Annotated in this window: 14 protein-coding genes and 1 tRNA gene; 3 read left to right on the top strand and 12 right to left on the bottom strand. The window is 69.3% G+C overall.

What is annotated here, in order from left to right:
* Positions 1-32: 32 nt before the first annotated feature.
* From VXJ25_RS04055 to VXJ25_RS04045, 3 genes are all read right to left on the bottom strand, one after another.
* Complete coding sequence (locus VXJ25_RS04055) at positions 33-1,700, bottom strand: formate--tetrahydrofolate ligase (protein ID WP_330957933.1); 1,668 nt, start codon at positions 1,698-1,700, stop codon at positions 33-35.
* A gap of 135 nt (positions 1,701-1,835) precedes the next feature.
* Positions 1,836-2,480, bottom strand: coding sequence for a 5-formyltetrahydrofolate cyclo-ligase (locus VXJ25_RS04050; RefSeq protein ID WP_330957932.1), 645 nt, complete (start codon positions 2,478-2,480; stop codon positions 1,836-1,838).
* 53 nt (positions 2,481-2,533) lie between these two features.
* Positions 2,534-3,160 carry a flavodoxin family protein gene (locus VXJ25_RS04045; protein WP_330957931.1) on the bottom strand — a complete coding sequence of 209 codons (627 nt, stop codon included), beginning with the start codon at positions 3,158-3,160 and terminating at the stop codon, positions 2,534-2,536.
* A gap of 298 nt (positions 3,161-3,458) precedes the next feature.
* Here VXJ25_RS04045 and VXJ25_RS04040 point away from each other — a divergent pair, with 298 nt between their 5' ends.
* From VXJ25_RS04040 to VXJ25_RS04030, 3 genes are all read left to right on the top strand, one after another.
* Complete coding sequence (locus VXJ25_RS04040; RefSeq protein WP_330957930.1) at positions 3,459-4,748, top strand: M20/M25/M40 family metallo-hydrolase; 1,290 nt, start codon at positions 3,459-3,461, stop codon at positions 4,746-4,748.
* 83 nt (positions 4,749-4,831) lie between these two features.
* Complete coding sequence (locus tag VXJ25_RS04035; RefSeq protein ID WP_330957929.1) at positions 4,832-5,692, top strand: tRNA threonylcarbamoyladenosine dehydratase; 861 nt, start codon at positions 4,832-4,834, stop codon at positions 5,690-5,692.
* 118 nt (positions 5,693-5,810) lie between these two features.
* The gene (locus tag VXJ25_RS04030; RefSeq protein WP_330958092.1) at positions 5,811-6,662 is read left to right on the top strand and encodes a TatD family hydrolase; all 852 of its coding nucleotides are present in this window, start codon (positions 5,811-5,813) and stop codon (positions 6,660-6,662) included.
* A 480-nt stretch (positions 6,663-7,142) separates the two neighbouring features.
* Here VXJ25_RS04030 and VXJ25_RS04025 read toward each other — a convergent pair whose 3' ends face one another.
* The 9 genes from VXJ25_RS04025 to gdhA all read right to left on the bottom strand — a co-directional run bounded on the left by VXJ25_RS04025 (position 7,143) and on the right by gdhA (position 21,794).
* Positions 7,143-9,830, bottom strand: a complete 2,688-nt coding sequence (locus VXJ25_RS04025; protein WP_330957928.1) for a valine--tRNA ligase — start codon at positions 9,828-9,830, stop codon at positions 7,143-7,145.
* 204 nt (positions 9,831-10,034) lie between these two features.
* On the bottom strand, positions 10,035-11,642 hold the full coding sequence (locus VXJ25_RS04020; RefSeq protein ID WP_330957927.1) for a coiled-coil domain-containing protein: 1,608 nt from the start codon (positions 11,640-11,642) through the stop codon (positions 10,035-10,037).
* Between the two features lie 222 nt (positions 11,643-11,864).
* On the bottom strand, positions 11,865-13,142 hold the full coding sequence (clpX, locus tag VXJ25_RS04015; RefSeq protein ID WP_330957926.1) for an ATP-dependent Clp protease ATP-binding subunit ClpX: 1,278 nt from the start codon (positions 13,140-13,142) through the stop codon (positions 11,865-11,867).
* 3 nt (positions 13,143-13,145) lie between these two features.
* Positions 13,146-13,766 carry an ATP-dependent Clp protease proteolytic subunit gene (locus VXJ25_RS04010; RefSeq protein WP_330957925.1) on the bottom strand — a complete coding sequence of 207 codons (621 nt, stop codon included), beginning with the start codon at positions 13,764-13,766 and terminating at the stop codon, positions 13,146-13,148.
* Positions 13,767-13,879: 113 nt separating this feature from the next.
* On the bottom strand, positions 13,880-15,238 hold the full coding sequence (tig, locus tag VXJ25_RS04005) for a trigger factor (protein WP_330957924.1): 1,359 nt from the start codon (positions 15,236-15,238) through the stop codon (positions 13,880-13,882).
* A gap of 62 nt (positions 15,239-15,300) precedes the next feature.
* Positions 15,301-15,387: transfer RNA gene (locus VXJ25_RS04000), tRNA-Leu, on the bottom strand.
* A 170-nt stretch (positions 15,388-15,557) separates the two neighbouring features.
* Positions 15,558-18,776 carry a carbamoyl-phosphate synthase large subunit gene (carB, locus tag VXJ25_RS03995; protein WP_330957923.1) on the bottom strand — a complete coding sequence of 1,073 codons (3,219 nt, stop codon included), beginning with the start codon at positions 18,774-18,776 and terminating at the stop codon, positions 15,558-15,560.
* Positions 18,776-20,026 carry a glutamine-hydrolyzing carbamoyl-phosphate synthase small subunit gene (gene carA / locus VXJ25_RS03990; protein ID WP_330957922.1) on the bottom strand — a complete coding sequence of 417 codons (1,251 nt, stop codon included), beginning with the start codon at positions 20,024-20,026 and terminating at the stop codon, positions 18,776-18,778. The genes carB and carA overlap by 1 nt, the downstream gene beginning before the upstream one ends.
* 439 nt (positions 20,027-20,465) lie before the next feature.
* Positions 20,466-21,794, bottom strand: a complete 1,329-nt coding sequence (gene gdhA, locus VXJ25_RS03985) for an NADP-specific glutamate dehydrogenase (protein WP_330957921.1) — start codon at positions 21,792-21,794, stop codon at positions 20,466-20,468.
* Positions 21,795-21,934: the final 140 nt, after the last annotated feature.

The raw sequence follows: 21,934 nt of genomic DNA, 5'->3' as shown, positions 1-21,934 counted from the left end.
CCCGCCCGCATGGCCTCGCTCGGTCTCGTCGCCTAGAACAGGCCGACGATCCTGCCGTCCGGCGTCACGTCGATCTTCTCCGCGGCGGGCACCTTGGGGAGGCCCGGCATCGTCATGATGTCGCCGGTGAGGGCGACCACGAAGCCCGCGCCCGCGGACACCTTGAGGTTGCGCACCGTGATGCGGAAGCCCTCGGGGGCCCCCAGCTTGTGCTGGTCGTCGGTGAAGGAGTACTGGGTCTTGGCGACGCACACCGGCAGGCCGCCGAAGCCGAGGTCCTCCAGCTCCTTGAGCTGCTTGGCCGCCTTGGTCGTGTAGTCGACGCCGTCGGCGTGGTAGACCTTGGTCGCGATGTCCGAGATCTTATCGCCCAGGGACTCGTCGAGCTCGTAGGCGAAGCGGAAGTCGCTCGGCTGCTCGCACAGGCGCACGACCTCCTCGGCGAGCGCGAGGCCGCCCTCGCCACCCTTGGCCCAGACCTCGGAGAGCGCGACGTTGACGCCGAGCTTCTCGCACTCGCGCTCGACGAGCGCGAGCTCCGCCTCCGTGTCCGTCGGGAAGGCGTTGACGGCCACGACGACCGGCAGGCCCCAGACGTCCTTGACGTTGGAGACGTGGCGCAGCAGGTTGGGCAGGCCCGCGCGCACGGCCTCGAGGTTCTCCTCGCCGAGCTCGGCCTTCGGCACGCCGCCGTTGTACTTGAGCGCGCGCACCGTCGCGACGAGCACGACCGCGTCGGGCTTGATGCCCGCGTAGCGGCACTTGATGTCGAGGAACTTCTCCGCGCCGAGGTCCGCGCCGAAGCCGGCCTCAGTGACGACGTAGTCCGCGAGCTTCAGGGCCGTGGTCGTGGCCTCGACCGAGTTGCAGCCGTGGGCGATGTTGGCGAAGGGCCCGCCGTGGACGAAGGCGGGGTTGTTCTCGAGCGTCTGCACGAGGTTGGGCTTGATGGCGTCCTTGAGCAGCGCCGTCATGGCGCCCTCCGCGTGGATGTCGTGGACCGTGACCGGCCTGCGGTCGTAGGTGTAGGCCACGACCATGCGGCCGAGGCGCGCCTTGAGGTCCATGAGGTCGGTCGCCAGGCAGAACACGGCCATGACCTCGGAGGCCACGGTGATGTCGAAGCCGTCCTCGCGCGGCATGCCGTTGGCGACGCCGCCCAGGCCGTCGACGACGCTCCTGAGCTGGCGGTCGTTCATGTCGACGCAGCGCTTCCAGACGATGCGGCGCGGGTCGATGCCGAGGGCGTTGCCCTGCTTGATGTGGTTGTCGAGCATGGCGGCGCAGAGGTTGTTGGCGGCGCCGATGGCGTGGAAGTCGCCGGTGAAGTGCAGGTTGATGTCCTCCATGGGGACGACCTGGGCGTAGCCGCCGCCCGCGGCCCCGCCCTTGATGCCGAAGACGGGGCCGAGCGAGGGCTCGCGCAGGCAGAGCAGGGCGTTCTTGCCCATCCTGCAGAGTGCGTCCTCGAGGCCGACGGACGTGGTGGTCTTGCCCTCGCCGGCCGGCGTGGGGTTGATGGCGGTGACGAGCACGAGCTTGCCCTTCATCGGGGCGTCCTTGAGGGCGTGGATGTCGACCTTGGCCTTGTGGTTGCCATAGAGCTCGAGCTGCTCGGGCTTGAGGCCGGCCCTCTCGGCCACCTGCGTGATGGGGAGCATGGTCGCTTCCTGGGCGATCTCGATGTCCGTCTTTGCCATCCTTGGTTCCTTTCGCTTTATGGCGCTGGTCGACGCCAATGGTTACCGGGTTTCACGGGACGAACTGACCACCTCCCATTGTGCCCCACCGTCGCCCCCGCGTCGCGAAAACGGGCGCTCGGCCATCCAATAGACTCATACGGCGCAACTCGTCCTGAGGCAGCCGCCCTCGGTGACGACGACGCCCACCGCACGGTCGTGCGGCTCGGCCTCGAGCGCGTCGAGGAGCGAGGCCTCCCGGCAGAGCCCGGCCGCAGCTCCGCAGAACCCCGCGAGGAACGCGTCGTAGAAGCCGCCCCCGTAGCCGAGCCTCAGGCCCGTGCGGTCGAAGGCGAGCCCCGGCACCACCGCCAGGGCATGCGCGTCGAGCGCGTCCGGGCAGACGCGGCGGTCAGGGTCGCCGGCGGGCTCCAGCACCCCGAAGGAGCTCCTCTCGAGCGACTCCTCGAACCCGTCGCGCGCGTCGACGAGGTAGAAGCCCATGCGGTGCGGCCCCTCCACGCGCGGGAGCGCGACGGCCTTGCCCGCAGCCCACGCGTCCCGGATGACCCCCCGCGTCTCCACCTCGTCGCCTATGGCGAGGTAGGCGAGGACCACGTCCGCCCGCGCGAACTCGGGAAGGGAGACCAGGTTCTGCCGGATCCGCCCGTCCGCCCGGGCGCGCGCCTCGGCGCCCAGGCGGGACCTCGCCACGAGCATGCGCGCCCTCAGCTCCCGCTTGGCCTCGCGCACGCCGGGGGTGCCCGCACGGACGCCCTCGCCTCTCGCGTCCTCGCTCATCGGCCTCGCCCGCCCTTCTCGGCCAGCGCGCCGGCAGCCCGCCTTCGGCCCGGCTACTTGCCGTCCGCGAAGTTGGTCCACTTGGGGTCCTCCACCTCGGGAAGGCCGTAGGCCTCCTTGCCCAGGGCGATGGACTTCACGAGGAACGCCAGGTTGCGGCCGAGCATCCGCATGGTCTGGCAGCCCTCCACGTCCTTGAGGACGTCCTCGGGCGTGTTGCCGTGCACGCTGTTCCAGTAGCGGCTCGAGGCGACCGGCATCTGCGAGATGGTGAAGTACTTGTTGAGCTGGTCGAAGGTCGCGCTCGCTCCGCCGCGCCTGCAGCTGACGACTGCCGCGCCCACCTTGAAGCGCGTGTCGAAGTCCTTCGCGTAGAAGAGCCTGTCGAGGACCGAGGTCACGGTGCCCGTCGCGCTCGCGTAGTGGACCGGGCTGCCGACCACGAGGCCGTCCGCCTCCTCGAACTTGGGCAGCAGCTCGTTCACGACGTCGTTGCGCACGCACGCGCCGTGCGTCGCGCAATAGTGGCACGCCATGCAGCCGGCGCTCGGGTCGTTGCCCAGCCAGACCGCCTCGCACTCGACGCCCGCGGCCTCGAGCTCCCCCTGCACGAGCCCGAGCGCCGTCGCCGTGCAGCCAGCCTTGTGCGGGCTGCCGTTGAGGAGCAGAACCTTCGCCATCCTTCTCTCCAATCACGAGTCACGGGGCCTCGCCCCCTCCCATCCGCTCTGGATACGCTAGCGCTCTTTCCCCGGCGGCGCAAAGGGCCTGGGCCCAACCCCAGGAGAGGCGGGGCTGCGGGCGCCGCCCTCGGCAGCGAGGCGTACGCGCTCGCCACCATGCGGGGCACCCGCGCCTCCCTCGCCGTCCTCTTCGCACTGGCCCTCGCCGACCTCGCCCTCCAGCTGCGCGTCCTTCTCGGCGGACGCGCAAGGGCCGGCGCTCGTGCATAATGGGCGCAAGGACCGAGGAGGAAGCATGCCCACTCACGACCAGACGCGGCCGACCGACGCCGCCACGACCGATACCCCCGCGGCCGCCAGCCATGCGGCCGAGCCGCAGGCGACCGAGGGCAGCGGGGCGGCCGCGGTCGCCGTGACCCCGCCCGTCCGGCCGCGCCGCCCGCTCCCGACCATCGCGAGCACCCGCGCCTACGCCTCGCGCGTGCTGCCCCAGGAGGTCGAGCTCCTGAAGACGCTCGCGCGGATCCCCTCCCCCTCGGGGCACGAGGAGGCCCGCGCCCGCTTCGTAATCGAGTGGCTGCTCGCGGCCGGCGCCTCGCGCGTCAAGGTCGACGACGCCAAGAACGCCATCTGCCTCGTCGGGGACCCGGACGCCCCGAGGCTCGTGGCCTTCTCCGCCCACACCGACATCGTGGCCCCCGACCTCTCGCGACTCCCGATGCACGAGGACAAGAACCGCCTCTTCGCGCCCGGCGTGGGCGACGACACGGCCAACCTCGTCGGCCTGCTCATGGCGACGCGCTTCCTCCTCGCCAACCAGGAGCTCCTCCCCACCGGCACCGCAGTCCTCGTGGTGGCGAACTCCTGCGAGGAGGGCCTCGGCAACCTGCGCGGCACGCGCGCCCTCTATGAGGAGTACGGGGAGAGGATCTGCGAGCACCACAGCTTCGACCTCTACCTGCCGCAGGTCATCACCCACGCGGTCGGTTCGCACCGCTACCGGATCACCTGCACGACCCAGGGCGGCCACTCCCTCAGGGACTTCGGGCGCACCAACGCGATCGAGGTCCTCTGCCAGGTCGTGGAGGGCCTCTACGCGCTCGAGCCGCCCGAGGGCGTGACGTACAACGTCGGCACCATCAAGGGCGGCTCGACCGTCAACAGCATCGCGGCGAACGCGACGATGACCGTGGAGTACCGCGCGCAGAGCCAGGCGTCGCTGCTGCGCCTCCATGACCGCCTGATGCACATCGTGCACGAGGCCGAGCGCCCCGACGCGCGCATCGACGTGGAGCTCATCGGCGACCGCCCGTGCGACAGCGGCGTGGACCAGGAGAAGCTCGCCGTCATCGAGAGCGAGGCCGCCGAGGTCGTGGAGGCCGTCACGGGCGAGAAGCCCGACCTCACGCCGGCCTCCACCGACGCAAACATCCCCCTCTCCCTCAAGGTCCCCGCCGTGAACGTGGGCGCCGTGCGCGGCGGGCTGCTCCACACCCGCGACGAGTGGGTGAGCGAGGCGAGCCTCGTCGACGGCCTCACGGTCATCCTCGGCATCATGCTCAAGGCGCTCGCGCGCTATCGTTAGGGTCGCCGGGTTCAGGGTCGCCGGGGGCAGGGCCGCCGGGGTCAGGGTCGACAGCGGTACGCGGAAGGAAGGCGGGGGTCCAGGTGCAGAAGGCAGAGACGGAGCGGGACGCGCGACAGGCGGTGGGCGCGTGGACGCCCGCGCGCGAAGGGGCGGCAGGCTCGCAGGCGGTGGCGCGCGAGGAGACCGCGACCGACCGCCTCCAGATCGTGCTCGGCCGCGAGGGCCTGGATCGTCTCCGAGCCTCGACGGTCATGGTGCTCGGCCTCGGCGGCGTGGGCTCCAACTGCGTGGTCGCGCTCGCCCGCGGCGGCGTCGGCGGCCTCGTGCTCGTCGACCGCGACGTGGTGGGCCCCTCCAACATCAACCGGCAGGCGGTCGCGCGCGTGAGCACCCTCGGCCGCGACAAGACCGAGGCGATGCGCGAGCTCGTCGCGGATATCAACCCCGCATGCCACGTGACCTGCCTCAAGGCCTTCATCGAGAAGGACCGCGTCGCCGAGCAGCTCGGCGCCCTCCCCCGGCCCGACTACGTGGTCGACGCCATCGACACCGTGGCCCAGAAGCTCGCGATCGCCCGATGGTGCGCCGACGAGGGCCTGCGCGAGATCTCCTCCATGGGCGGGGCGAACAAGATCGACCCCACCCGCTTCCGCGTCTCCGACATCTCCCGGACCGAGGTCGACCCGCTCTGCCGCGTCATGCGCAAGGAGTGCCGCCGTCGCGGCATCAAGGGCCTCAAGGTGCTCTGGTCCGATGAGGTCCCGCTGTCCGTGGAGCCCATCGACGGGCCGCGCGACCACAGCACGAGGCCGGCCGACAAGGGCTCCATCCTCGGCACGATGAGCTACATCCCGCCCGTCATGGGGCAGGTCATCGCCGGCCGCGTCATCTGCGACCTCGTCGGCCTCGAGTGCGCCCAGCCGGGACGCGGGGGCTGGTAGCGTGGGCGCGCGTGAGGCAGCGCTCCCTCGCGGCGAGGGACGCACCAGAGGCACGGGAGACCCCTGCGGCGCGGCGTATGCTCGCGACACGCCGGACGCGCACGGCGGCTCCCCGCGCCTGTGCGATGCCCACGTCCACCTCGACCTCATGTCGAACGCGGCCGACGTCGTGGCACGCGCCGAGCGCGACGGCGTCGCCCTGTTCGCCAACACGGTGGAACCCGCGGCGTACCTCGCCGCGCGCCGCGAGCCCTGGTCCTTCTCGCCCAACGTGAGGCTCGGCCTGGGCCTGCACCCGTGGTGGGTCGCGGACGGCCGCGTGGGCGATGAGGACCTCGAGCTCCTGGATTCACTGGGCGACGTCCCCTACGTCGGCGAGGTGGGGCTCGATTTCTCCGACCGCCACACCGACCCCGCCTCCCACGACCGACAGCTCGCGGCGTTCCGGCGCGTGGCACGCGTGGCGGCGCGCTCGGGGGCGGTTGTGTCGATCCACTCGGTTGCCTCCGTCGACGCGTGCCTGGACGTCTTGCAGGAGGCTGGGGCCCTGGACTCCGCGGATGCCGGTGCCGCTGGGACCGCCGGGGCTACCGGTGCCGCCGACGGAGCCGCGGGGCGCTGCCGCTGCGTCCTGCACTGGTTCTCCGGCTCCACGCCGGAGCTCTGGCGCGCCATCCGGGCCGGCTGCTACTTCTCCGTGAACGAGCGGCAGGTCCGCACCCGAAGGGCGAAGGAACAGCTGAAGCTCGTACCGGCAGACCGGCTCCTGCTTGAGACGGACCTCCCCGCGCACGAGGGCGAGCCGCTTCTCGAGGGGGAGTTGGAGGGCTCGCTCGAGCGCGCCCTCGTCGGTCTCGCGCGGATCCGCTCCGCAGGCCGCGCCGGGGCCGGCCCGCAGGTCGACCCTGCCTTCGTGGAGGCGCTCCGCGCGACCTGCGCCCACAACTCCCGTCGGCTCCTCGGGCTGTAGCCTGCCCACAGGCGGCGGCACGGGCGGCGCCGCGTTTCTCGATTCGGTTTGTGCAATTCCGCCACTTGGGGACGGGTCGCGGGCACGCCGGGGGCCATCCCTTGCCCACGGCCACGCCTCCGGCTTCTTCTGGTCTCCGAATCCTGGGGAAACGTCGAAACCGAGATCCGAATCGAGTCACCAGGCGCCTCCGGTTCGCCCGTGACCCATCCCTAACCCGTCAAATTGCACAATCCCGTGCTGAGAACTGCGTCGGAGGTGCGCGATGCCGGGCGGGCGGCGCCCCGCGGCAGCACGGGCGGCGCCCCGCGGTGCCCCGAGGCGGTCCGGGCAAGCACGAGCCCCGGCGGGCACGTGGCCTGCCGGGGCTCCTGTGGTGCAGCATCTCTCGCTATGCCCGCCTGGGCCTTCGCGAGGTTCCTCGAGGCCCGCCGAGGCACGCTCGAGGCCTACCGTAGGCCACGCGACGCACGCGCGAAACTACGCGAGGTCCGCGATCTGGGACTTGAGCTGCTGGATGGTCAGCTCGAGCTCGTCTCGCTGCTCGTTCTTCTTGGCCACGACCTCCGGGGTCGCCTTCGCCAGGAAGCCCTGGTTGGAGAGGGTGCGAACCACGCCGGCCAGCTGCTTCTCGCTCTTGGAGAGCTCCTTCTCGAGCCGCTTGGACTCGCTCGTCAGGTCCACCAGGCCGCCCAGGGTCACGAAGATCTCGAGGCCGCCGTCGACGAAGGAAACCGACCCGGCGGGCTTCTCCTGGTCGGGACCGAGGGAGAGCTCGCCCACGAAGCCCACGCGCCTGATGAAGTCGCGCTGGCTGTCGAGCACCGCGCTGTCCTCGGCGGTCGCCCTGACGGCGACGTCGAGCTCGGCGCGGGGCGACAGGCGGTAGCGCGCACGGGCGGAGCGCACCTGGGAGATGACGCGCTTCGCCAGCTCGAACTCGCCCTCGGCGCGCTCGTTCACGAACCGCGCGAGGCGCTCGGGCTCGGGCCACGCTGCGAGCATCAGGAACTCGGCGGAGTGGTCGTCCAGGCCGCTGGCGGGCAGCGAGTCCCAGATCCTCTCGGTCACGAACGGCATCACGGGGTGCATGACCCTGAGCGCGCAGTCAAGCACGAAGACGAGGTTGCGCTGGACCTGCAGCTTCTCGGCGGCGTCGCCGTCCAGCAGGCGCCCCTTGCAGAGCTCGATGTACCAGTCGCAGACGTCGCTCCAGAAGAAGCTCTGGACGTTGCGGGCGTAGTCGCCGAAGTTGTACTCCTCGAGGTCGCGCGTGCTGCTCTCGACGATGCGCGCGAGGCGCGAGAGCATCCACGCGTCCTCGGGCGTCTCCGCCTTGGGCTCGCCGGGGGTGTAGCCGCCCAGGTTCATCTGGACGAAGCGGCTCGCGTTCCAGATCTTGGTCACGAACGAGCGCGCGGCGTCCGTGCGCGGCGAGTCGATCAGCTTGCGCGTCTTCTTGTCCAGGTTGGCGTCGAACTTGACGTCCTGGTTGTTGGTGATGAGGGTGAGCAGGTTGTAGCGCATCGCGTCCGCGCCGTACTTCTCGATGAGGTCCATGGGGTCGACGCCGTTGCCCTTGGACTTGCTCATGCGGCTGCCGTCCTTGGCGAGGATGGTGGCGTAGATGTAGACGTCGTGGAAGGGCACCTCGTCGGTGAAGTACAGTGAGCTCATGATCATGCGGGCGACCCACAGAGCGATGATGTCGCGGGCGGTCACGAGGACCTTGGTGGGGTGGTGCCCCTCCATCTGCTCGGGGTGGTCGGGCCAGCCCTGCGTGGCGAAGGTCCACAGCTGGCTGGAGAACCAGGTGTCCAGCACGTCCTCGTCCTGGTGCACGTGATGACCGCCGCACTTGGGGCACACGTCCGTGTCCTCCATGAGGGCGTCCTCCCAGCCGCAGTCCTCGCAGTAGAAGACGGGGATGCGGTGGCCCCACCACAGCTGGCGCGAGATGCACCAGTCCTTGAGGTTGTCCATCCAGGTGAGGTAGGTCTGCGTCCAGCGCGCGGGGTGGAAGCTGACCTCGCCGTCCTTGACCACCTGGGTCGCGCGCTCCTTGAGCCTGTCGACGGCGACGAACCACTGCTCGGAGAGCCAGGGCTCGAGCGCGGTGCCGCAGCGGTAGCAGTGCATGACCGAGTGGTCGAGCTCCTCGACGTGGTCGAGGAGGCCGTGCTCGTCGAACCAGGCGACGATGGCCTCGCGCGCCTGGTCGCGGTCCATGCCGCTGAACTCGCCGTAGCCCTCGACCACGTGCGCGGTCTCGTCGAAGATGTTGATCTGCTCGAGGCCGTGCGTCTGGCCCATTGCGTAGTCGTTGGGGTCGTGGGCGGGCGTGACCTTCACGAAGCCGGTGCCGAAGCCCTTGTCGACGTGCCAGTCCGAGAAGATCGGGATCTTGCGGCCCACGATCGGCAGGACGACGTTCCTGCCCACGAGCTTGGCCTTCTCCTCGTCCTCGGGGGAGACGGCGACGCCGGTGTCGCCGAGCATGGTCTCGGGGCGGGTCGTGGCGACGGTGATGTAGGAGACGCCGTCCACCGGCTCCTCGAGGGGGTAGCGCAGGTACCAGAGGTGGCCCTTCTCGTCCTTGTACTCTGCCTCGTCGTCGGAGATGGCCGTGCGGCAGTTGGGGCACCAGTTGACGATGCGCTTGCCGCGGTAGATCAGCCCGTCGTGGTACCAGTCGCAGAAGACCTTGCGGACGGCTTTGGCGTACTCAGGGCTCATCGTGAACTTCTCGTCCTCGAAGTCGATCGAGCAGCCCATGCGCCTGATCTGCGAGACGATCGTGCCGCCGTACTCCTTGCGCCACTTCCAGCACTCCTCGAGGAAGGCGTCGCGGCCGATCTCCAGGCGGGAGATGCCCTCGCTCTTGAGCTTCTTGTCCACCTTGGTCTGCGTCGCGATGCCGGCGTGGTCGGTGCCGAGGATCCAGCGGGTCGACCTGCCGCGCATGCGGTTGTAGCGGACGTAGGTGTCCTGGATGGTGTCGTCCATGGCGTGACCCATGTGCAGGATGCCGGTCACGTTGGGGGGCGGGATCACGACCGTGCAGTCCCCCACGCCCTTGCTGCGCCGGTAGCAGCCGGCCTTGATCCAGCTATCGATAAGCTCCTGCTCGTTGGTACTGGGGTCGTACGTCTTGGGCATCTCTTCCACGCTGATATCACCTCACACGTCGCCTCGGACGGTCGGTGTCGGCACTCGTGTATTGGGCGCGCGCCGCCGGGCGGGGCATTGCCGATAAGCGCCTGCGAAGCGCAGACGGAGTAGAGCATACCACGCCCGGCCGGGCGCGAACCCAACCGGGCGTGGCTACGTGGTTCCTGTGGGCGCCTCGCGCGTGGCCAGGCGACGGGCTCCCTAGTGCGAGTCGATCTCGGCCATGATGAGGGCGACCTCAGCGTCCGCCAGCTTGGAGTTCGCCGCGTCGAGGCGCGCCTGTGCGGCCGCGAGCTCCTCCTTGGAGCGGCGGTAGGCCGCCGCGAGCTCGCCGACCTTGGTCTCGCACTCCCCGAGCGCGGCCTTGTGCGCCTCGATCCCGGCCTCCATCTCGCCCACGGCGCGCTCCTGCGCGGCGAGAAGGGCGTCCGCCTCGCGGTTCGCCTCCTCGCGCGCGCGGATCTGCTCGTCGGCGGTGGCGAGCGCCTCCTGCGCGGCCTCGCGCTCGGCGCGCGTGCGCTCCACCGCCATCACGGCCTGGCGCACCTCCTCGCGGCGGGTCGCGAGCGCGTCCGAGGCGACCTGGCTCGCGTGGCCCTGGCGCACCGCGTCGTCCTGGAGCTCCTTCAGGCCCCTCTGCAGCTCGGCGTTGCTCCGTGCGGCCGCCTCGCGCTCCGCCTTAGCGCCCGCCACGGTGGCCTCGGCCTTCTCGGCCTCCTCCTCGAGGGCGCGCAGCTCCTCCTCGGCGGCCTCCCGGGCCGCCTTTTCCCTCACGACGGCGTCCTTTGCCTCAGCGAGCTCGCGCTCGGCGCGCGCGAGCCCCGCGTTGGCGTGGTCGAGGTCGCCCTTGGCCCGGTCGCAGGCGAGCCGCGCGCGGATGGCCTCGACGTCCGCGTCGGCGAGGGCCGTGAGCGCCTGGGTGTTCACGGTCATCGCGGCGCTGCGCACGTCGCTCGCGCTCGCATACGCGGAGACCGCCTCCGAGTAGGCGCCCTTGGCCTGCTCGTCGTCCGCGTAGGCGTCCTGCTGCCGCTCGTGCATCTCGGCCTCCGCCCTGTCGCAGGCGGCGATGGCCGTCTTGAGGTTGAGCTGGGCCTCGTCGTAGTCGTGCTTGGCGGCAGCCGCGGCCTTCTCCGCCAGGATCTGCTTCTTGCGCGCGGCCTCGTAGGCGCGGGCGACGTCCTCCGAGGCGGCCTTCGCCTCGTCGTAGACGCCCTGCCTGGCGCCCACCTCCTCCTCGAGCCCCGAGGCGACGTCCGGCCCCTCCCCCATGCGCTCGCGCGCGGCCTCGAGCGCCTGGCTGGCCGCCTGGGAGGCGAGCTCGGCGCTCTCCTGGGCCGCCGTGGCGACGTCGAGCCTACGCTGCGCCTCGGTCGCGCGCTGGACGCGCTCGTCCAGGTCGGCGCGCGAGGCGCTCGCCGTGCTGCCGGCCTCCTCGAGGCGGCGCTGCGCCTCCTTGAGGGAGCCGTCCGCCTCGTCGCGGGCGCGCTCGGCCTGCGCGATTCCCTCCTCCAGCGAGGCGAGGTGCGCCTTCGCCTCCTCGAGCTGCCGCTGGGCGAGCTCGAACTCGAGCTTTGCCTTCTTGGCGGCGACGGTGTCCGCCGTCCCTTCGTCCCTCCTGGCCTTGAGGTCGGCCCTCAGCTGGTCGAGCTTCGAGCGCGCCTGGGCCCTCTCCTGCTCGGCGGCCTCGAGCGCGCTCTTTGCCGCCTCCGCGGCGGCGTACGCCTCGGCGCGCTCGGCCGTCCTCGCCCCCACCGCCTTGCTGGCTTCCTGCTGGGCCTTACGCGCCTCAACCAAGCTGTCGACCATACGAGCCCCCAACGATTCCCAAGGGCCGGCCCTCCCGGCCCCGAAGCAGTAACGAGTGTCCGCTCTAGGATAGCAACTACCCCTACCCCGCGCGGGCGGACCGGCGCCAAAACGGATTTGCGAGCAGAGGGGCGCGCCCGCCTCGCGGTCGCGCCCCTCTGCCTTGTCGTGTGGTCGCGGGCCTGGCGCCCCTCGCGGACGATGGGCGCCCTTCCCTCGGCCTTACGCGGACGCGCCGGCGGCGTCGCGCTCGATGACGGGCTCGCTCGTGCCGTCCACCGCGCCCTTGGTCACGGTCACCTTGGTGACCGTAAGGTCGCTCGGGACGTCGAACATCGTCCGCTGGAGGGTCGCCTCCATGATCGCGCGCAGGCCGCGGGCGCCGGTGTTGCGCTTGATGGCCTGGTGGGCGATCTCGGTGAGCGCGTCATCCTCGAACTCGAGGTCCACGCCCTCGATCGCGAACATCCTGCGGTACTGCTTCACGAGGGCGTTCTTGGGCTTCGTCAGGATCTCGACGAGGTCGGCCTCCTTGAGCTCGCGCGTGGAGCAGATCACGGGGATGCGGCCCACGAACTCGGGAATCATGCCGAACTTGTGCAGGTCCTCGGGCATGACCCGGCTCATGAGCTCGTCCTCGTTGTCCTCGACCTTCTGGGCGAGCGTACCGTTGAAGCCGATGCCCTTCTTGCCGACCCTGTCGGCGACGATCTTGTCGAGGCCGACGAAGGCCCCGCCGCAGATGAAGAGGATGTTGTTCGTGTTGATGTGGATGAGCTCCTGCTGGGGGTGCTTGCGCCCTCCCTGGGGAGGCACGCTTGCGTCCGTGCCCTCGATGATCTTGAGCAGGGCCTGCTGCACGCCCTCGCCGGAGACATCCCTCGTGATGGAGAGGTTCTCCGCCTTGCGCGCGATCTTGTCGATCTCGTCGATGTAGACGATGCCGACCTCGGCGCGCGAGACGTCGCCGTCTGCCGCGGTGATGAGCTTGAGGAGGATGTTCTCCACGTCCTCGCCCACGTAGCCCGCCTCGGTCAGGGTCGTGGCGTCGGCGATGGCGAAGGGCACCTCGAGGAAGCGCGCGAGCGTCTGCGCGAGGAGCGTCTTGCCCGTGCCGGTGGGACCGAGGAGAAGGATGTTGCTCTTCGCGAGCTCTACGGACTCCTCGCCCTCCTCGGCCCTGTCCGCGCCGGCCACGATGCGACGGTAGTGGTTGTAGACGGCCACGCTCATCGCGAGCTTGGCCTCCTCCTGCCCCATCACGTACTGCGAGAGCTCGTCGTAGATCTCGTGCGGCGTGGGGAGGTCCTTTATCGGGGCGTCCTCCACCGGGCCGAAGTCGTCCTCCGGCTCGCCCTCGGAGTCGCGGATGATGTCGCCGCAGGCCTTGACGCACTCGTCGCAGATGTAGACCCCGTTGGGCCCCTGGATGAGCTTGCGCACCTGGCTCCTCGACTTGCCGCAGAAGGAGCACCTCATATCGTCGTTGTATGACGCCATCCGCTACTCCTCGCTGGACTGCTCGCTGCGCGACTTGACGACGCGGTCGATGAGGCCGTACTCGAGGGCCTCCTGGGCGCGCATGTAGTTGTCGCGCTCGGTGTCCGCGTTGATCTTCTCGGTCGTCTGCCCGGTGTACTCGGAGAGCAGCTCGTTCATGTGGTTGCGGATCCACCTGGTCTCGTCGGCCGCGATCTGGATGTCGGTCTGCTGGCCCTGGGCGCCGGAGCTCGGCTGGTGGATCAAGATCATGGAGTTGGGCAGTGCCAGGCGCTTGCCCTTGGTGCCGGCAGCGAGCAGCACGGAGGCCATGGAGGCGGCCATGCCGACGCAGATCGTCGAGACGTCCGGCTTGATGAAGTTCATCGTGTCGAGGATGCCCAGGCCCGCGTAGACCTCGCCGCCGGGCGAGTCGATGTAGAGGGAGATGTCCTTGTCGGGGTCCTGGCTCTCGAGGTGGAGGAGCTGCGCGATGACGAGGTTGGCGGAGTCGCGCGTGATCTCCTCGCCGAGGAAGACGATGCGGTCGTTCAGCAGGCGCGAGTAGATGTCGTAGCTGCGCTCGCCGCGCGGGGTCTGCTCCACGACGTAGGGGATCAGGGGGATGCTCTTCGGGTTTACCATGCGTACCTTCCTTCTGTGACGTGTGCCCCGGGAGCTAGGGCGGCTCCCGGGGCACGTCTCATTCCGGGGGCTATATACCCAAATCCCCGGTCGTATACCAATCGGCGCAGGCGCTACTCGGCATCGCCATCGGTCGCGGCCTCGGCGTCGCCCTCGGCCTCGGCGTCCTTGGCGGCCTCGTCCACGACGGTCACCGTGCAGTTCTCCACCAGCCAGTCGACGGCCTTGGTGCGGCGGATGGACTCGCGGATGGCCGGGAGGCGGCCCTCCTTCTTGAACTCGGCGACGGAGGCGTCGACGTCGTCGACGCCGGCCTTCTCGAACTCGCCGCGGACGTCCTCCTCGGTGGCGTCGAAGCCGAGCTTGGCGGCAAGCGCGTCGAGGGCGAGCGCCTGGCGGGCGCGCTCGTCAGCCTGCTGGCGCAGGTCGGCCATGAACTCGTCGGTCGAGATGTTACGGACGTGCAGGTAGGCGTCGAGCGTCAGGCCCTGGCGCTGGAGCTGCTGGAGGAACTCGCTGGCGAGCTCGTTGAAGACGTTGTCGGCGTAGTTCTGCGGGACCTCCTCGAGGGTGAGGTGCTTGCCCATGGCCTCGACGACGCGGTCCTCCTTGAGCTCGGGGAGGCGGTTCTTCTTGTCCTCCTCGATCTCCTGCTTCACGGCGTCCTTGAGCTCGTCGACGGTGTCGAAGCCGAAGTTCTTCTTGACCATCTCGTCGTCGAGCTCGGGGGTAACGGAGTGCTTGAGGCCGGTCAGCTTCACCTTGGCGGTGTGCTTGACCTCCTTCTTGTCCTCGCCGGTGCCCTCCTCGGTGGTCCAGGAGACCTCCTTCTCCTCGCCCTTGCCCATCCCGACGATGCCGGAGAGGAGCTCGGCGGGCAGCATCTTGCTGGAGAGGTCGAACATGCGGCCCTCGCCGGCGAAGCGCTCGGCGCCCTCGACGCTCTCGACGTCGCAGACCGCGGTGTCGCCGGACTCGGCGGGACGGTCCTCCTCGACGTCCTCGAGGGTGGTGCGGTAGGAGACGATCATGTCGAGCTGGGCCTGGACCTCGGCCTCGGTGGCCTCCTCGGGGGGCATCTCAATCGCGGGGGCGTCGTAGGAGTCGAGCTCGACGTCCGGGCGGACGGGGATGGTCGCGTTGAGCTCGTAGTCCGCGTGCTCGACGACGTTGGCGGGCTCGTCGCCGTAGTCGACGCGGGCGACGGGCACGCAGTCGAGCTCCTCGAGCATCAGCGGGGAGACCTCGCTCACGAGGTCGTTGGTGGCCTGCGCGAGGACGGCCTCCCTGCCGATGATGCTGTTGATCACGGGACGGGGCGCGTGGCCGCGACGGAAGCCCTGGAAGTTGTACTGACGGGCGATGTCCTTGTAGGTCTTGGCGACCGCGGCGTCGACGTCCTTCTTGTCGACGACGACCTTGGCGACGAGCTTGCCGTCCTCGGGCTTCTCAGTGGTGACGGTGATGTTCAACGTTCCTCCAGTGTCTCATGGCCTCGGGCTTACCTTGAGGCCCGACTGCCGTTTCTACCAGATGGTGCGGGCGAAAGGATTTGAACCTTCACGGGATCTCTCCCACTGGAACCTAAATCCAGCGCGTCTACCTGTTCCGCCACGCCCGCGTGGGAATAAACAGCTCTCTGACTATAGCAAATGTCCCATCCGTTGCCACCTGGCATTTCGTTTTCCACGCAAAGCGACGCCCGGGGGAGCTCCCCCGGGCGTCGCCTGCGCGTCCAGGGCCCAAGGCCCGCCTCGTCCGGCCGGCCGCGCGCCCGCTTGCGCCCCGCCGCTACTTGAGCGGCAGGTCCTGCAGGGCGTAGGGCTTGAGCGTCGTGGCCTTGAGCGCGGCGATGGCCTGGATGAGGGCCGTCGCGCCGCTCATGGCCGTCACGAGGTCGACGCCGTACTCCACGGCGGCGGCGCGGATCTGGTAGCCGTCGCCGCGAGAGCGGCTCCCGTGGGGCGTGTTGATGATGAAGGAGATCCTGCCCTCGGAGATGGCGTCGATGATGTTGGGGTGCGGCTCGCTCGCCATGTTGATGTTCTCGCACTCGATGCCCGCGGCGCGCAGCACCTTGGCGGTGCCGCCCGTGGAGAGGATGTGGTAGCCGTCGTTCAGCAGCGCCAGGGCGACCGGGGCGATGTTGCGCTTGTCGCGGTCGCAGACGCTGATGAAGACGTTGCCGCTCATCGGGATGGAGTAGTTGATGGCGTCGCGGGTCTTGGCGTAGGCCTTCGGGAAGGTCGTGGCGATGCCCATGACCTCGCCGGTCGACTTCATCTCGGGACCCAGGCGGGTGTCGGCGCCGGGGAAGCGCGACCAGGGCATCACGGCCTCCTTGCAGGCGTAGTAGCCGAGGTCCTTGCCCTCCTCGGGGAGGTCGAACTCGGAGATCTTGTGGCCCGCCATGATGAGCGAGGCGTACTTGGCCAGGGGCACCGTCGTCGCCTTGCTCGAGAAGGGCACGGTGCGGCTGGCGCGCGGGTTGAGCTCGATCACGAAGACCTGCTCGTCCTTGACCGCGTACTGCACGTTGAGGAGGCCCTTGATGTGGCAGCTCAGCGCGAGCCGACGGGTGATGTCGCGGATCTTGGCGACGATGGAGTCGGAGAGCGAGAAGGGCGGGAAGCAGCAGGCGGAGTCGCCAGAGTGGATGCCGCACTCCTCGATGTGCTCGAGGACGGCGCCCACGTAGCACCGCTCGTCGTCGCACAGGGCGTCGACGTCGAGCTCGATCGCGTCCTCGAGGAAGGCGTCGAGGTAGACGGGGTGGTCGGGCGAGACCTGCGTGGCCTCCTCCATGTAGGTCCTGAGGTCCTTGTCGTCGTAGACGATCGCCATGCCGCGGCCGCCCAGGACGTAGCTCGGCCTCACGAGCAGCGGGTAGCCGATGTGGCGCGCCACGCGCTTTGCGTCGTCGAGGGTCTCTGCCGTGGAGCTCGGCGGGTAGGCGATGTCGAGGCGGTCGAGCAGCTCGCTGAAGCGCTCGCGGTCCTCGGCGAGGTCGATCGCCTCGGGCTGGGTGCCCATGATCGGCACGCCCGCCTCCTTGAGGCGGTGCGCCAGGTTGATGGGCGTCTGGCCGCCGAGGGTGACGATCACGCCCGCGGGCTTCTCGACCTCGACGATGTTCATGACGTCCTCGAAGGTCAGGGGCTCGAAGTAGAGGCGGTCGGAGGTGTCGTAGTCGGTGGAGACGGTCTCGGGGTTGCAGTTGACCATCACCGTCTCGAAGCCCTCGGCGTGCAGGGCGTAGGCGGCGTGGACGCAGCAGTAGTCGAACTCGATGCCCTGGCCGATGCGGTTGGGGCCTGCCGAGAGGATGATGACGCGCGGCCTGTCGGCGGGGCGGAACTCGCTCGCGCCGCCGCGCTCGTAGGTGAGGTAGTGGTAGCTCGTGCGGCTCTCGAACTCGCCGGCGCAGGTGTCGACCGTCTTGATGACGGGGCGCACGCCCATGACCTCTCGCAGCGCGCGCACGACCTTCTCGTCCTGGCCCGTGAGGTGGCCGATCTGCACGTCGGAGAAGCCCATCTGCTTGGCGGCGAGCATGCGCTCGGGCGTCATCCCGGAAAGGCCCGCGTCGCGGATGGCGCGCTCGGCGCGCACCACGTCGGCGATGCGGTCGACGAACCACGGATCGATGTGGGTCATCTCGCAGACGCGCTTGACACCGTAGCCGCGGCGCAGCGCCTCGGCGACGTAGAGGATGCGCTCGGGCGTGGGGGTCGAGACCAGCTCGTCGAAGTGCTCCTCGTCGAAGGCGTCGTTGCCGTCGGCGCCGAGGCCCATGTGGCCCTTCTCGAGCGAGCGCATGGCCTTCTGCAGGGCCTCCTCGAAGGTGTGGCCGATCGCCATGACCTCGCCGACGCTCTTCATGCGCGTCGTGAGGCGGTCGCTCGCGCCCTTGAACTTCTCGAAGGCGAAGCGCGGGACCTTGACCACCGTGTAGTCGATGGAGGGCTCGAAGCAGGCGGGCGTCGCCTGGGTGATGTCATTGGTGATCTCGTCGAGGGTGTAGCCCACGGCGAGCAGCGCCGCCTCCTTGGCGATCGGGAAGCCCGTCGCCTTGGACGCGAGAGCCGAGGAGCGGCTCACGCGCGGGTTCATCTCGATGACGATGACCTCTCCGTCCTTGGGGTTGACGGCGAACTGGACGTTGGAGCCGCCCGTCGCCACGCCGACCTTCTCGAGGATGGCGAGGGAGTAGTCGCGCAGGCGCTGGTGCTCCATGTCCGTGAGGGTCTGGGCGGGGGCGACCGTGATGGAGTCGCCAGTGTGGACGCCCATCGGGTCGAGGTTCTCGATGGAGCAGATCACGATGCCGTTGCCGGCGGAGTCGCGCATGACCTCCATCTCGTACTCTTTCCAGCCCTCGAGGCTCTTCTCGACCAGGACCTCGGTCGCCGGGGAGAGGTCGAGGCCCTCGGTGGCGATGCGGTCGAGGTCCTCGTCGGTGTAGGCCATGCCGCCGCCGGCCCCGCCCAGGGTGAAGCTCGGGCGGATGACCACGGGCAGGCCGATCCTGTGCGCGACCTCGCGCGCCTCGTCCAGGGTGTGGGCGATGCCGGCCTCGGCGCACTTGAGGCCGATCTCCTCCATCGCCTTGGCAAAGAGCTCGCGGTCCTCGCCGCGGTTGATGGAGTCGAGGTCGCAGCCGATCACCTCGACGCCGTACTTCTCGAGCACGCCGGCCTTGCCGAGCTCGACGGCGCAGTTGAGGGCCGTCTGGCCGCCCATGTTGGGCAGCAGCGCGTCGGGGCGCTCGCGCTCGATTATCTTGCTCACGGCGCCGAGCGTGATCGGCTCGACGTAGGTGCGGTCGGCCGTGTCGGGGTCGGTCATGATGGTCGCCGGGTTGGAGTTGACGAGGACGACCTCGTAGCCCTCCTGTCGCAGCGCCCGGCACGCCTGGGTGCCGGAGTAGTCGAACTCGCAGGCCTGGCCGATGACGATGGGGCCGGAGCCGATGACGAGGATCTTCTTAATGTCGGTGCGCTTGGGCATTAGAAGCGCCTCCCCTCGCGGACGTCGATGTCGAGGTAGTCGTCGCGGCCCTCCATCAGGCGCGCGAAGGCCTCGAAGAGGTAGCTGGAGTCGTTGGGACCGGGCTTGCTCTCGGGGTGGTACTGGACCGAGAAGGCCGGGACGTCCAGGAACTGGATGCCCTCCGGCGTCCCGTCGTTGAGGTTGACGTGGGTGAGGCGGATGCGGCCGTAGCGCTCGTTCCTGACGACGGGGGCGACGTGCAGGCGACTCCAGTGGCGCAGGTCATCGTGGTGGGTGGACTCGCCGCCCGAGAGCTCGGGCACGAGGTCGCCCAGGCTCGGGAAGACCATGCCGTAGTTGTGGTTCTGGGCCGTGATCTCCACCTTGCCGGTGAGCAGGTTCATGACCGGCTCGTTGCCGCCGTGGTGGCCGTAGGGCAGCTTCTCGATCGAGCCGCCCGCGGCCAGGGTGAACATCTGGTTGCCCAGGCAGATGCCGAAGCAGGGCAGCTTGCCGAGAAGCGCGCGGGCCGCCTCGCTCGTGCTCACGACCTGCTCGGGGTCGCCGGGACCGTTGGAGAAGAACACGCCGTCGGGGGCGAGCTCGAGCACGCGGCTGGCGGGCGTGTCCCACGGGACGAGCGTGACCTCGCAGCCGTGCTCGCAGAGGCCCTCGACGATGCCGCGCTTCATGCCGCAGTGGTAGGCCACGACGCCGAAGCGCCGCTCGCCCTTGGCGGGCACGACGGTCTCCTCCGCAGGGGAGACGTCCTCGACGAAGTTGTGGCTCGAGATGGGCTCGGAGGCGCGCACGCGCGCGACCAGGCTCTCGGGGTCGAGGTCGACCGTGGAGATCGCCGCGCGCATGGCACCGGACTCCCTGATCTGGAGCGTCAGTGCGCGCGTGTCGACCCCCTCGATGGAGACGACGCCGGAGCGCCTCAGCAGGTCCGGGAGCGACCCCTCGCTCTGCCAGTTGCTCGGCGTGTAGCACATGTCGTGCACGACGAGTCCACGCAGCGCGAGGCCGGGGGCCTGGAGGTAGCGCTCGCACACGCCGTAGTTCCCGACCTGCGGGTACGTGAGGGTCACGATCTGGCCCGCGTAGCTCGGGTCGCTCACGATCTCGTCGTAGCCGACCATGGAGGTGTTGAAGACGACCTCGCCGAAGGCCTCGCCCTCCGCGCCAGACGCGTAGCCGGCGAACGTGCTGCCGTTCTCGAGCGCCAGAAGCGCCCTCGGCCGGTCCTCGCTCACCAAGAGGTTCATGCGCATCCCCTTTCACTGTTCGTCTCGCCAGCCGGTCCGCGCCCCTCGGCACGCCCGCCAGGAGGCGGCTCCCACCTCCTGGGATATCAGAGACCATATATACAACAAAGGGAGCAGAACCGCCCGCAGGCAGTCGCTCCCCTATCGTCTGTATGCGCTCAATACCAACTGGACTCCTTGACGGCATCTCGGTACCGCCCTTAAAGGCAGGGACAATTGTAGGCGCTTGCCCGAGGGGGCGTCACACCCCTCCCGCCCGCGTAAGAGAATCGACACAAAACCTCTCCCCCGCGAATCGTGCGCCCCATTGTACGCCTTGGCGTTCGTCGAGAAGGACGCGGGGCCCCGAGAAGACCGCGGGACCCCGGCAAGTCCGGGGCCCCGCTACCCTTGCGCAAGCCCGTCCCGTGATGGCCGGGCCTCTCCTGTCGCCTGGGGCCTAGACGCCCTGGGCCATCATCGCGTCGGCGACCTTCAGGAAGCCGGCGATGTTGGCGCCGAAGACGAGGTCGCCCGCATGGCCGTACTCCTCGGCCGCGCTCGCCGCGGCGTCGAAGATGGAGTTCATGATGGCGTGGAGCTTCTCGTCCACCTCGTCGAAGGTCCAGGAGAGGTGCTCGTGGTTCTGGGACATCTCGAGGCCCGAGGTCGCGACGCCGCCGGCGTTGGCAGCCTTGCCGGGCGCGAAGAAGACGCCGTTGTCCATGAGGTACTTGGTCGCGTCGGTCGTGGTGGGCATGTTGGCGCCCTCGACGACGTACTTGACGCCGTTGGCGACGAGCGCCTTGGCGTCCTCGAGGCCGAGCTCGTTCTGGGTCGCGCACGGCATCGCGACGTCGGCCTTCTCGCCCCAGGGGCGCTCGCCCTCGTGGTAGACGGCGCCGGGCCTGCGCTCCGCGTACTCCTTGATGCGGCCGCGCTCGACCTGCTTGATCTGGCAGACGAGGTCGAAGTCGATGCCGGCGGGGTCGAAGACGTAGCCGTTGGAGTCGGACGCGGTCACGACCTTGGCGCCGAGCTGCTCGGCCTTCTGGATCGCGTACTGCGCGACGTTGCCGGAGCCCGAGACGACGATGGTCTTGCCCTCCATGGCGTCGCCCTTGTAGGCGAGCATCTTCTGGAGGAAGTAGACCGCGCCGTAGCCCGTGGCCTCGGAGCGCGCGAGCGAGCCGCCATAGGAGAGTCCCTTGCCGGTGAGAACGGAGTCCCACCTGCCGGTCAGGCGCTTGTACTGGCCGAAGAGGTAGCCGATCTCGCGGGCGCCCGTGCCGATGTCACCGGCGGGGACGTCGGTGTCCGGGCCGATGTACTTCACGAGCTCGGTCATGAAGGACTGGCAGAAGCGCATGACCTCGGCGTCCGACTTGCCCTTGGGGTCGAAGTCGGATCCGCCCTTGCCGCCGCCCATGGGCAGGGTCGTGAGCGAGTTCTTGAAAATCTGCTCGAAGCCCAGGAACTTGAGGATGGACAGGTTGACGCTCGGGTGCAGGCGCAGGCCGCCCTTGTAGGGCCCGATGGCCGAGTTGAACTGCACGCGGTAGCCGCGGTTGACCTGGACCTTGCCCTCGTCGTCGACCCAGGGGACGCGGAAGATGACGACGCGCTCGGGCTCGACGAGGCGCTCGAGCAGGCCGGCCCTCTCGTACTCCGGGTGCGCGTCGAGCGCGGGCTGCAGGGTGGTAAGGACCTCCGAGGCCGCCTGGATGAACTCAGGCTGGTCGGCGTAGCGCTCCTCGAGCTCGGCGATGATCCTCTCGGAATAGGACATGTCGCTCCCTTCTCGCCGCCTTGGGCGGCGTCCTCATGGGACGGGTACGTACCTCTGGGCTAAGGTACGGCCGGGGCGTTTCGAATCCTATGAAGGTTCGCGTCTTGTAACACCGGACGCATCGTCTCGCAACCTAGCGG

Source organism: Olsenella absiana, from assembly GCF_036408855.1.
GTDB lineage: Bacteria > Actinomycetota > Coriobacteriia > Coriobacteriales > Atopobiaceae > Olsenella_K > Olsenella_K absiana.
Note: the sequence above shows the minus strand (reverse complement) of the source record. Positions and strands in the feature narration are given on the sequence as shown.

What these genes read in the sequence shown, in the direction of transcription:
- VXJ25_RS04055 (WP_330957933.1), bottom strand. Translation starts at nt 1,700, where the DNA reads ATGGCAAAGACGGACATCGAGATCGCCCAGGAAGCGACCATGCTCCCC.
- VXJ25_RS04050 (WP_330957932.1), bottom strand. Translation starts at nt 2,480, where the DNA reads ATGAGCGAGGACGCGAGAGGCGAGGGCGTCCGTGCGGGCACCCCCGGC.
- VXJ25_RS04045 (WP_330957931.1), bottom strand. Translation starts at nt 3,160, where the DNA reads ATGGCGAAGGTTCTGCTCCTCAACGGCAGCCCGCACAAGGCTGGCTGC.
- VXJ25_RS04040 (WP_330957930.1), top strand. Translation starts at nt 3,459, where the DNA reads ATGCCCACTCACGACCAGACGCGGCCGACCGACGCCGCCACGACCGAT.
- VXJ25_RS04020 (WP_330957927.1), bottom strand. Translation starts at nt 11,642, where the DNA reads ATGGTCGACAGCTTGGTTGAGGCGCGTAAGGCCCAGCAGGAAGCCAGC.
- clpX (WP_330957926.1), bottom strand. Translation starts at nt 13,142, where the DNA reads ATGGCGTCATACAACGACGATATGAGGTGCTCCTTCTGCGGCAAGTCG.
- VXJ25_RS04010 (WP_330957925.1), bottom strand. Translation starts at nt 13,766, where the DNA reads ATGGTAAACCCGAAGAGCATCCCCCTGATCCCCTACGTCGTGGAGCAG.
- carB (WP_330957923.1), bottom strand. Translation starts at nt 18,776, where the DNA reads ATGCCCAAGCGCACCGACATTAAGAAGATCCTCGTCATCGGCTCCGGC.
- carA (WP_330957922.1), bottom strand. Translation starts at nt 20,026, where the DNA reads ATGAACCTCTTGGTGAGCGAGGACCGGCCGAGGGCGCTTCTGGCGCTC.
- gdhA (WP_330957921.1), bottom strand. Translation starts at nt 21,794, where the DNA reads ATGTCCTATTCCGAGAGGATCATCGCCGAGCTCGAGGAGCGCTACGCC.